Source organism: Rugamonas sp., from assembly GCF_025354735.1.
Classification (GTDB): domain Bacteria; phylum Pseudomonadota; class Gammaproteobacteria; order Burkholderiales; family Burkholderiaceae_D; genus Rugamonas.
This window is the reverse complement of sequence record NZ_JANXMI010000324.1, coordinates 1-11,068: the sequence shown is the minus strand read 5'-3', so window position 1 is coordinate 11,068 and position 11,068 is coordinate 1. Positions and strand designations below refer to the sequence as shown.

At 65.9% G+C, this 11,068-nt stretch carries 10 protein-coding genes; 5 read left to right on the top strand and 5 right to left on the bottom strand.

From position 1 onward, the window contains the following. From Q0S71_RS26920 to recA, 4 genes are all read right to left on the bottom strand, one after another. Nucleotides 1–289 (bottom strand): ATP-grasp domain-containing protein (locus Q0S71_RS26920; protein ID WP_296002716.1); only part of this gene is annotated, 289 nt, incomplete at its 3' end. A gap of 494 nt (nucleotides 290–783) precedes the next feature. Beyond that, the gene (locus tag Q0S71_RS26915; RefSeq protein ID WP_296002713.1) at nucleotides 784–2,370 is read right to left on the bottom strand and encodes a phosphoethanolamine transferase; all 1,587 of its coding nucleotides are present in this window, start codon (nucleotides 2,368–2,370) and stop codon (nucleotides 784–786) included. Nucleotides 2,371–2,411: 41 nt separating this feature from the next. Next, nucleotides 2,412–2,864 (bottom strand): recombination regulator RecX, encoded by a 453-nt coding sequence (gene recX / locus Q0S71_RS26910; RefSeq protein WP_296002710.1) that lies wholly within the window; start codon nucleotides 2,862–2,864, stop codon nucleotides 2,412–2,414. Between the two features lie 124 nt (nucleotides 2,865–2,988). Beyond that, nucleotides 2,989–4,083, bottom strand: coding sequence for a recombinase RecA (gene recA, locus Q0S71_RS26905; RefSeq protein ID WP_296002707.1), 1,095 nt, complete (start codon nucleotides 4,081–4,083; stop codon nucleotides 2,989–2,991). 237 nt (nucleotides 4,084–4,320) lie between these two features. Here recA and Q0S71_RS26900 point away from each other — a divergent pair, with 237 nt between their 5' ends. From Q0S71_RS26900 to Q0S71_RS26880, 5 genes are all read left to right on the top strand, one after another. After that, a complete protein-coding gene (locus Q0S71_RS26900; RefSeq protein ID WP_296002704.1) occupies nucleotides 4,321–5,046 on the top strand; it encodes a response regulator transcription factor in 726 nt (241 codons plus the stop codon). 44 nt (nucleotides 5,047–5,090) lie between these two features. Continuing rightward, on the top strand, nucleotides 5,091–6,605 hold the full coding sequence (locus Q0S71_RS26895; protein WP_296002701.1) for a sensor histidine kinase: 1,515 nt from the start codon (nucleotides 5,091–5,093) through the stop codon (nucleotides 6,603–6,605). A gap of 22 nt (nucleotides 6,606–6,627) precedes the next feature. After that, nucleotides 6,628–6,900 carry a DUF4212 domain-containing protein gene (locus Q0S71_RS26890; RefSeq protein ID WP_296002718.1) on the top strand — a complete coding sequence of 91 codons (273 nt, stop codon included), beginning with the start codon at nucleotides 6,628–6,630 and terminating at the stop codon, nucleotides 6,898–6,900. After that, entirely contained in the window at nucleotides 6,897–8,951 is a 2,055-nt protein-coding gene (locus Q0S71_RS26885; protein ID WP_296002699.1) for a sodium:solute symporter family protein, read from the top strand. Before Q0S71_RS26890 ends, Q0S71_RS26885 begins: the two co-directional genes overlap by 4 nt. Nucleotides 8,952–9,095: 144 nt before the next feature. Beyond that, nucleotides 9,096–10,310: a 6-phosphofructokinase gene (locus tag Q0S71_RS26880; protein ID WP_296002696.1), complete on the top strand. Its 1,215-nt coding sequence runs from the start codon at nucleotides 9,096–9,098 to the stop codon at nucleotides 10,308–10,310. A gap of 143 nt (nucleotides 10,311–10,453) precedes the next feature. On the opposite strand, the gene purM is transcribed toward Q0S71_RS26880, so the two are convergent. Further along, on the bottom strand, nucleotides 10,454–11,068 hold a 615-nt coding region (gene purM / locus Q0S71_RS26875; RefSeq protein WP_296002692.1), incomplete at its 5' end, for a phosphoribosylformylglycinamidine cyclo-ligase.

Genomic DNA, 11,068 nt, shown 5'->3' with positions numbered 1-11,068 from the left:
GCAGGCGGCGGACTTTCTGGCCTTCAGGGCCGGTCTGGTGCGTGACCAGCTGCATGCCCAGGATCTGCTCGGAGAATTCCTTGACTTGTTCCAACGACTTGGCGACTTTGACGCCGCCGCCCTTGCCGCGACCGCCAGCATGGATCTGGGCCTTGACCACCCAGACCGGGCCGCCCAAGGTTTCAGCGGCTTTGACGGCTTCTTCTACGGACAGGCACGGAATACCGCGCGGTACCGTCACTCCGTATTTTCGGAGGATTTCTTTGCCTTGATACTCATGGATTTTCATGCTGGCTTCCCTTCTGATGCTGATGTGGTTAAATCGGTTGATGGTACGAGAATGGTGCGTAACTGATGCGGCAAACACATGACGACGAAGCAGATACTACGAAGCGCTAACCCGGTGCTGCTTTGGCCACCCAGCGCGGATAAAACGGGGCCACGGCGCTGGCGTCGGGACGCGGCGCATGGCGCAAATACAATAATGGGAAAGTTTGCTCGCGCGCGCCCCACAGCCCGTCGCCGCACGCAAACGCGGGGACGGTGGTGGCGCGAGTATGCCTCAGCGCACGTCGGGAAACTGGAGAAGACAAGGACATAAGACCGAGCCGCAATCGCGGCGGAAAATAGTAAGCAGCCATGTGCGAATAGCACGTTGCCGCAGCTTCTACGGACAACCACCGCACCTGCGGCGCTGCAAAAACCGTAAAAGTGTAGCACACACCGGGCCGACTTGCGATGTCTGCGGCATTAACGGCAGGCAAATTGTGCGGCGCCGCGCGGCTACTTCAGGTCGTCATACAAGGTGGTCGACGACAGATCCTTCATCACCACGCGCGGGTGTTCCATGTAGCCGGGCGCCGCAAAACTGCGCCGTTCGCCAAGGTCATCCCACTGCACGGCGCCCAGTCCGAGTAGGGAGGGAAAGACATCGGCGTGGCTGACCTTCTTGGTGCTGTTTGCGCGCAGCACCTGCTCCAATCCAGGGTGGGCGGCGCGGTAAGGCGGGTTCATCCAGACCAGCAGCGGCACGTGGGTGTCGTAGCGGGTTGGACCGGGCTGGGTGTGCATGAACAGGTGGCGTTCGTTGTCGAACAGGTTTTCGCCGTGATCGGAGGTGTACAGCATGACGGCGGGGCGTTGCTCCTTGCGTAGCACTTCGATCACGCGGGCCAGGAATTTATCGGTCTCGATCACCGTGTTGTCGTAGGAATTGATGGCGGCAGCCTTGTCGGCCAACACCGGCTCGTCCACGCCCAGATCGCGCAGCGTGGGTATGAATACCTTGGACGATGCGCTATATCTTTCTTCATAAGGAATGTGGCTGCCCATCATGTGCAGCACGACAAACTGGCGCAAGCCGGCCTGGCGGACAAAGGAAGTGAACAGGGGCAGCAGGCTGGCGTCGTTGCGCAGATGATAGTCCTGGGAATCGATCGCATATTCGACGACGTCGGCGACGCTGCCGTAGGGCGAGGGTTCCTGGTTCGATATCCAGGCGCTGCGGAAGCCGGCTTCGTGGAAAGTCTGCGTCAGGTTCGCACGCTGCGACTCCAGCGGCAGCGTGACGATGCCGGGCACGGCGTGATTGGTCCAGTTGGCGCTCGAGGCCACATCGGGAAAGGACAGCAGTTCCGGCCCCAGCGCGGCCAAGTGCGGCGTCGTGTTGCGACCATAGCCATTAATGCCGAGATGGTCGCTGCGCAAACTCTCGCCCACCACCAGCACCACCAGCAAGGGCTCGCTGGCGGCGGCGCGCCCGTGGACGCTGACGAACGTTGCCGACGGTTCCGGATGGCGATACAGGCGCGACAGCGACAGCGCCAGGCCGCTGGGGAAAGCCAGGTCGAGCGTCGATTGCTCCAGCAGCGGCGGCAATGCCACACGCTGGTCCAGCGCCTGGCGTGCCACCATGGCCAGCATCACATACAGCAGCAAGCCCGCCAGTAGACGCTTGCGGGCCGCTAGGCTCAACTTCCATGCGCGGTCCAGCGACAAGGCCAGCAACACATACAGCAACAGGCTGGCGGGCACCAGCCAGACCCGCCAGCCGAAAGACCCCAGCACTTGCAGACTCAAAGCGAGACTCGTGTGCAGCGCCGCCGACAGCAGCACTTCGCCGGGAACGCTGCCGTACACGACGGTCATATAACAATATGGCGCCACCAGCAGCGCCAAGGGAGTCCACAATAAAAAATAATTTCGGAGGCGCGGCACCAGCACCAGTGGAGCGGCCAGCAGCAGCAAGGAAAACGCCAGCAGGGCGAAAATTTCCGCACCGCCTTGCACGTTATCGGTACTCAGTACCGCCAGACTGGGCAGCCACAGCCAACCGGCCAGCAACAACGCCTTGCTCAGGTTCTTACGCATCAAAAAATATACCGTTGGGAAACATGCATTCTAGCGCACGTCTACTCCTCGTCGGCCTGGCCTTTCAGCGCCGTCTGCACGGCGTTTTGCGAAAAACCGCGCTGCATCAAGAAACGCATCTGCTTGTTGCGCTCGGTCTGGTCGGCAGCGACGGTGCCGAACTTGCGGCGCCACACTTCGCAGGCGCGCTCGGTTTCGCCATCCTTCAGGCCGGCCTTCAATTCTTGCAGCGCCGCGCCGTTGATGCCGTGGCTTTGCAGCTCGGCGACGATGCGGCTGTTGCCGAAGCGGGCCGCGCGGCGGTGGATCAGCGCTTCCGAAAACCGTTCCTGCGACAGCCAGTTGTTTTTCTCCAGAAAATCAAGCAGGGCGTCGACGTCGTCGCCCTCGTCCGCGTAACGCGACAGCTTGCGGCCCAGCTCCAGCCGGCTGTGCTCGCGCATCGACAGATAGCGCAGGGCGCGCCCTTTCAGGCTCAAATGCGGTGCCGCCATGGAAAACCTCTGCACAATGCGAAAACCACCGGCCGCAGAACGCGGCACGGTGGCTGACGATATCAATATTTCATCCATACCGTTTATATTAACTAAACGGTATGGTCACTCGGTGTCGCTTGGTTTAAGCCTCGGCCACCTTGCTGTCGACCGCTTTCAGCTTGGCGACCGGTTCGGCTTTGTCTTCCGCCCGCGGCGGCAAGACGCGCACGCCCAGCGACTCGCGCACCTTGTTTTCGATTTCCCACGCCAGTTGCGGACGTTCTTTCAAAAAGGCGCGTGCGTTATCTTTACCCTGGCCGATGCGTTCGCCGTTATAGCTGTACCAGGAACCGGACTTCTCGACGATCTTCGCATCCGAACCCAGATCGAGGATCTCGCCTTCGCGCGACGTGCCTTCGCCATACAGGATGTCGAAGTGGGCTTCCTTGAACGGCGGCGCGATCTTGTTCTTGACGACCTTGACCTTGGTTTCGTTGCCGATCACTTCGTCGCCCGATTTGATCGAGCCGGTGCGGCGGATATCCAGACGCACGGAGGCGTAGAATTTCAACGCGTTGCCGCCGGTGGTCGTTTCCGGGCTGCCGAACATGACGCCGATTTTCATGCGGATCTGGTTGATGAAGATGACCAGGGTGTTGGTGCGGTTGATCGAGCCGGTCAGCTTGCGCAGCGCCTGCGACATCAAGCGGGCCTGCAGGCCGGGCAGCGAATCGCCCATGTCGCCTTCGATTTCGGCGCGCGGCGTCAGCGCGGCGACCGAGTCGATGACGACCAGGTCGACGCTGCCCGAACGGACCAGCGCGTCGCAGATTTCCAGCGCCTGTTCGCCCGTGTCCGGCTGCGAGATCAGCAGCTCGTGCAGGTTCACGCCGAGTTTTTGCGCATAGCCGACGTCGAGCGCGTGCTCGGCGTCGATAAAGGCGCAGGTGCCGCCCAGTTTTTGCATTTCGGCGATGGTCTGCAAGGTCAGCGTGGTTTTGCCGGACGATTCAGGACCGTAGATTTCCACCACGCGGCCGCGCGGCAAGCCGCCGACGCCGAGGGCGATGTCCAGGCCCAGCGAGCCGGTCGACACGACCTGGACTTCTTCGATGGGGGCGCTGGCGTCCATGCGCATCACGGAGCCCTTGCCGAACTGCTTTTCGATCTGCGCCAGCGCGGCCGCGAGGGCCTTGGCCTTCTCAGCTGCGGGTACTGCGCCTTTTTTCTCGTCCATAATATTCTTTCAGCCAGGTAAATGAGCCAGCGCGAGCCAGTGTATTCCAGCGTGTGCCAAGTTCGGGCGCACCAAATTCCGCGTACAGGTTACACTGTATAAAAAAACAGTGCTTAATGCAAGCGCGATTTTGCGTGGCGTGCGAAACAGCACCCTGTCGGCGCCCGATTTCACAAAAATTCGCCACCTTGCGGAAAATGAAACACAATACAAGCTTGGATGCTGTGGATTGCGATCATGCGTATTTTACTTGCCGAAGATGACGGCGTGCTGGCCGATGGACTGACGCGCTCGCTGCGCCAGTCCGGCTACGCCATCGACTGCGTGGCCGACGGCCAAGAGGCCGACGCTGCGCTGTCGACCCAGGAATTCGATTTGCTGATCCTGGACCTGGGCCTGCCCCGGCTGTCCGGGCTGGAGGTGCTGCGGCGGCTGCGCGCGCGCGCCTCGCTGTTGCCGGTGCTGATCTTGACGGCGGCCGATTCCATCGAGCAGCGGGTCAACGGCCTCGACCTCGGCGCCGACGATTACATGGCCAAGCCCTTCGCCCTGTCCGAGCTCGAGGCGCGGGTGCGGGCGCTGACGCGGCGCGGCGCCGGCGGCGGCGCGGCCGTGGTGCGGCACGGGCCGCTGTCCTACGACCAGGTCGGCCGCAGCGCCTATATCAACGAGCAGATGCTGGACCTGTCGGCGCGCGAACTGGGCCTGCTGGAAATCCTGCTGGCCCGCAGCGGCCGCCTGGTGTCCAAGGAACAGCTGGTCGACCACCTGTGCGAATGGGGCGAGGAGGTGTCGAACAACGCCATCGAAGTCTATGTGCACCGGCTGCGCAAGAAAATCGAGGTGGGCGGCGTGCGCATCGCCACCGTGCGCGGCCTCGGCTACTGCCTCGAAAAATTCTCCGACGCGCCCAAGCCCGGCCACGGCGGCGACGGCGCCGACAAGCACGGCGCCGCCAAGTGAAGCCGCGCGCCGCAGCGCAACCGGCCGACGGGGTGGCCGACGGGATGGCAGACGATGCGGCCGACGCCTGGCGGCCGCCGGCCGCCGAATCGGACCAGGATATCGAGCATTCGCTGTTCGGCGAGATCCTCGACTGGATGCTGGCGCCGCTGCTGCTGCTGTGGCCGATGAGCATCGCCATCACCTACCTGGTCGCCAAGTCCATCGCCAACGAACCGTTCGACCACGCGCTGGAAGACAGCGTCACCGTGCTGGCGCAGCAGGTCAAGGAGATCAACGGCAAGGCCGTCAAGCGCCTGCCCGGCTCGGCCCGCGACATCTTGCGCGCCGACGACATCGACAATATCTATTTCCAGATCCTGGGCCAGCGCGGCGACTACCTCGACGGCGACCGCGACCTGCCGCCGCCGGCCGATGAGGAGCCGCGGCGCGCCGGCACCGTCCGCTTCCGCACGGACGCCATGCACGGCACGCAAGTGCGGGTCGCTTACACCTGGGTCGCGCCGGACCAGGCCGGCGGCGGCGGCGACGAGGCCCCGCTGGCGCTGGTGCAGGTGGCCGAGACGCTGGAAAAGCGCGCCCGCCTGGCCAATGAAATCATCAAGGGCGTGATCCTGCCGCAGTTCATCATCCTGCCCATCGTGCTGGCCCTGGTCTGGTTCGCGCTGGCGCGCGGGCTGTCGCCGCTGGCGCAGTTGCAGGAGCGCATACGGGCGCGCAGCTCGGACGATTTGAGCCCCATCGAATCGCACCAGGTGCCGGAGGAAATCTCGCCGCTGGTGCGCTCGCTCAACGACATGCTGGCGCGGCTGTCGCTATCGATCGACATGCAAAAGCGCTTCATCGCCGACGCCGCGCACCAGATGAAGACGCCGCTGGCCGGCATGCGCATGCAGTCCGAGCTGGCGCTGCGCCAGACCGACCAGGGCGAAATCCACCGCTCGCTGCTGCAACTGGCCAAGAGTTCGGAGGCGGCGACCCGCCTCGTCAACCAGCTGCTGGCCCTGGCGCGCGCCGAGAACCAGCCGCGCGGCGGCGGCGGCCTGGTCACGCTGGAGCTGGCCGAACTGGCGCGCAGCGCCGTGCGCGACTGGGTGCCGACCTCGTTCACCCAGCACATCGACCTCGGCTACGAAGGCCCGGCCGACGGCGCCGCGCCCGTGGCCATCGCCGGCAATCCCACCATGTTGCGCGAGATGCTGTCGAACCTGATCGACAACGCGCTGCGCTACACGCCGGCCGGCGGCAGCGTGACGGTGCGGGTGCGCGCCGACGCCGCCCACGCCATCGTCGAAGTCGAGGACACCGGACCGGGCATCGCGCCGGCCGAACGACAGCAGATTTTCGAACGGTTTTACCGCATCCTCGGCAGCGCGGCCGAGGGCAGCGGACTGGGGCTGGCCATCGTGCGCGAAATCGCCATCCAGCACGGCGCCGACATCGATGTATTCAACAATCCGCGCGCGCCGCAGCAGACCCAGCGGCCGGGCAGCCTGTTCCGCGTCAGCCTGCCGCTGCTGCGCGACGACGACGACGACGAGGAGCTGTATCTTGGATGAGGCCACACGGGAAGTGCAACGCTTGCGGGACGCGGCCGGCGCGCCGACGCCGCACGCGCGCCACTGGCGGCGCACGCGCCGCATGACGGCCGTGCTGCTGGCGCTGTGGCTGGCCACCGGCTTCGGCACCGCCTTTTACGCCCGCGAGCTGGCCACGCTGACCGTGTTCGGCTGGCCGCTGTCGTTCTATCTGGCCGCGCAGGGCTCGGCGCTGGTCTACCTGGCCATCATCGGCGGCTATGCGTGGCGCATGCGCATCCTCGACCGCGACTGCCAGCGGGAGCGCCGGCGGTGAAGCCCGAACGCACCTTCTTCCAGCGCCTGCGGCGCTACTACACGCTGTTTACGGCCGGCTTCGCGGCCTTCCTCCTCGCGCTCGCCGTGCTGGAAAAGGAAGGCATGTCGCGCGCCTGGATAGGCTATCTGTTCATGTTCGCCACCATCATCCTGTACGCGTCGATCGGCGTGCTCAGCCGCACCTCCAACGTGCTCGAATATTACGTCGCCGGACGGCGCGTGCCGGCCGTGTTCAACGGCATGGCGACGGCGGCCGACTGGATTTCGGCGGCCAGCTTCATCAGCCTGGCCGGCGGCCTCTACCTGCACGGCTTCGACGGCCTGGCCTACATCATGGGCTGGACCGGCGGCTATGTGCTGGTGGCGCTGCTGATCGCGCCCTATCTGCGCAAGTTCAGCCAGTACACCATCCCCGACTTCCTGGCCGAACGCTACGGCGGCAGCGATGGCGGCAACGGCGGCCGCGCGGTGCGCATCCTGGCCGTGGCCGCCACCATCATCGTCTCGTTCACCTATGTCGTGGCGCAGATCTACGCGGTCGGACTGATCGCGTCGCGCTTCACCGGCGTCGATTTCTCGGTCGGCATCTTCCTCGGCCTGGCCAGCATCCTGGTCTGCTCCTTCCTCGGCGGCATGCGCGCCATCACCTGGACCCAGGTGGCGCAATACATCATCATCCTGGTCGCCTTTTTGATCCCCGCGATGTGGTTGTCGGCCAAGCACAGCGGCAATCCCATCCCGCAAGTGGCGTACGGCAAGCTGCTGCCCAGGCTGAGCGCGCGCGAAGCCGTGCTGGCCAACGACGCCGGCGAGCGCGAAGTGCGCGCCATCTTCCGCAGCCGCGCCGACCAGTACCAGCAACTGCTGCGCACGCTGCCGGCCTCCTGGGACAGCGGCCGCCTGGCCGTGCAGCGCAAGCTCGACGTCGTCAAGCAGCACGGCGCCTCGCTGCTCGACATCCGCAGCGCCGAGCGCGCCGTGCTCGCCTATCCCAAAAATCCCGACGCCGCCGCCCGCCTGTGGGCCGAGGCCGGCGCCCAGAACCTGGCGCGGGCCGAGCCGGTGGCGCCGCACGCCACGCCCTTCCCCGGCGCCGACCGGGCCCAGTCCGACATCAAGCGCAACAACTTCCTGGCGCTGGTGCTGTGCCTGATGCTCGGCACGGCCGCGCTGCCGCATATTTTGATGCGCTCCTACACCACGCCGTCCGTGCACGAGACCCGGGTGTCGGTGTTCTGGACCCTGTTCTTCATCTTGCTCATTTACCTGACCATACCGGCGCTGGCGGTGCTGGTCAAATACGACATCTACAGCGCGCTGGTCGGCAGCCGCTACGACCAGCTGCCGAGCTGGGTCTCCTACTGGGCCAATGTCGACAAGCTCAATCCGCTCATCAGCATCGTCGACGTCAACCAGGACGGCATCGTCCAGCTGGCCGAGATCGCCATCGACGGCGACGTGCTGGTGCTGGCGACGCCGGAAATCGCCGGCCTGCCCTATGTCATCTCCGGCCTGGTGGCGGCCGGCGGCCTGGCGACGGCGCTGTCGACGGCCGACGGCCTGCTGCTGGCGATCTCGAACGCGCTGTCGCACGACGTCTATTACAAACTGGTCGACCCGGCCGCCTCGACCCAGAAACGGGTGACGATCTCCAAGCTGCTGCTGCTGGCCGTGGCCTTCATCGCCGCCTACGCCGCCTCGCAAAAGCCGGCCGACATCCTGTCGCTGGTGGCGGCCGCGTTTTCGCTGGCGGCGGCGATGCTGTTCCCGGCGCTGGTGCTGGGCGTGTTCTGGAAGCGCGCCAACCACCAGGGCGCCATCGCCGGCATCGTGGCCGGCTGCGCCGTCTGCGTCTACTACATGGCGCACACCAACCCGGTGCTCGGCGGCAGCGCGGCCGGCCAGTGGTTCCACATCGAGGCGGTGTCGGCCGGCATCTTCGGCGTGCCGGCCGGCTTGCTGACGATGGTCGCCGTCAGCCTGCTGACGCCCGCCCCGGCCGCCCGCACCCGCGCCCTGATCGCCTACGTGCGCGCGCCGCAGGACTAGCCGGCCCCGGCGACGCTGGCGGCTCCCGGCGACGTTGGCGGCGCTGGCCCGTGCCGGACCGCGCCGAATTGGAGTACGCTGTCGACTGAGCGCCGGCGCCGGACCCGGCCCGGCGCGGCTCAACCACACACGGAGGATGCGCGCATGTCGTCGGGAAAAATTCTGGTCGCACAGGGAGGCGGGCCGACCGCCGTCATCAATCAATCGCTGGCCGGCGTGGTGCTGGAGGCGCGCCGCATGCAGCAGGTCACGCGCGTCTACGGCGCGCTGCACGGCGTGCGCGGCATCGTCGACGAGGACTTCGTCGACCTGGGCCAGGAAACCAGCGCCAACCTGGAGCTGGTGGCGGCGACGCCGTCGTCCGCCCTCGGCTCGACGCGCGACAAGCCCGACATCCCCTATTGCCAGGAAATCTTCAAGGTCTTGCAGGCGCATGAAATCGGCCACTTCTTTTACATCGGCGGCAACGACTCGTCCGACACGGTGCGCATCGTCAGCGAGGAGGCGGCCAAGGCCGGCTACGCGCTGCGCTGCGTGCACATCCCCAAGACCATAGACAACGACCTGGTCGGCAGCGACCACACGCCCGGCTTCCCGTCGGCGGCGCGCTTCGTGGCCCAGGCCTTCGCCGGCGCCAACCTCGACAACGCCTCGCTGCCGGGTGTCTACGTCGGCGTCGTCATGGGCCGCCACGCCGGCTTCCTGACGGCCGCCGCCGCGCTGGGCCGCAAGTTCCCGGACGACGGCCCGCATTTGATTTACCTGCCCGAGCGCGTGTTCGTGCTGGAGCAGTTCCTGGCCGACGTCAAGGCCGTGTATGAACGCTACGGGCGCTGCGTGGTGGCCGTCTCCGAAGGCATACACGACGCCAGCGGCGCCGCCATCGCCACGCTGCTGTCGAAGGAAGTCGAGCGCGACGCCCACGGCAACGTGCAACTGTCGGGCACCGGCGCGCTGGCCGATCTGCTGTGCGACGAGATCAAGTCCAAGCTGGGCATCAAGCGCGTGCGCGGCGACACCTTCGGCTATCTGCAGCGCTCCTTCCTCGGCTGCGTGTCCGACGTCGACCAGCGCGAGGCGCGCGAAGTGGCCGAGAAGGCGGTGCAGTTCGCCATGTGGGGCGGGCGCGACGGCTCGGTGGCGATCCAGCGCAGCGGCGACTACGCCGTCAACTACGCGTTGCTGGCGCTGTCGGACGTGGCCGGCAAGACGCGCGTGATGGAGGACGAGTTCATCAGCGCCAGCGGCACCGACGTCACCGACGCCTTCCGCCTCTACCTGCGGCCCCTGCTCGGCAGCGGCATGCCGGACGCCTTCCGTCTGCGGCCGGCGCGCGTCGACAAAATCCTCAACAAGTAGTCGCGGCGGCGCGGCGGCGGCCATGCCAGGCGCGCGCGCCGTCCGTCGGCAAGTGGCGGCAATAAAAAAGCGGACCATGCCGGGCATGGTCCGCTTCTTGTAGCGTCTTGCAAGCACGCGGCGCGGGCCGCGCGCCGCTTGGCTTAGACCACGATGGTCTGGTGCTCGTCGCCGACGCGGGCGCGGATGGTGCCGATGCGCGAGACGGTTTCGCCGGCCGCCGTCAGCTGGGCCACGGCCGCGTCGGCGTTCTCTTTCGAGACGATGACGGTCATGCCGATGCCGCAGTTGAAGACGCGGTGCATTTCCGCGTCGGCCACGCCGCCGTGCAGTTGCAGCCACTGGAACAGCGGCGGCATGGTCCACGACTTGCCGTCCAGCTCAGCCACCAGGCCCGCCTGCAGCACGCGCGGGATGTTTTCGACCAGGCCGCCGCCGGTGATGTGGACCATGCCCTTCACTTCCATGGACTCCATCAGCGCCAGCAGCGGCTTGACGTAGATGCGGGTCGGCTCCATCAGCACGTCGGCCAGCTTGCGGCCGTGGAAGTCGCCTTCCAGGTCCGGCTTGGCCACTTCGATGATTTTACGGACCAGCGAATAGCCGTTCGAGTGCGCGCCCGACGAGGCCAGGCCCAGGACCACGTCGCCCGGCGCGATTTTCGTGCCGTCGATGATCTTCGATTTTTCCACGGCGCCGACGGCGAAGCCGGCCAGGTCGTATTCGCCGGCCGGGTACATGCTCGGCATTTCCGCCGT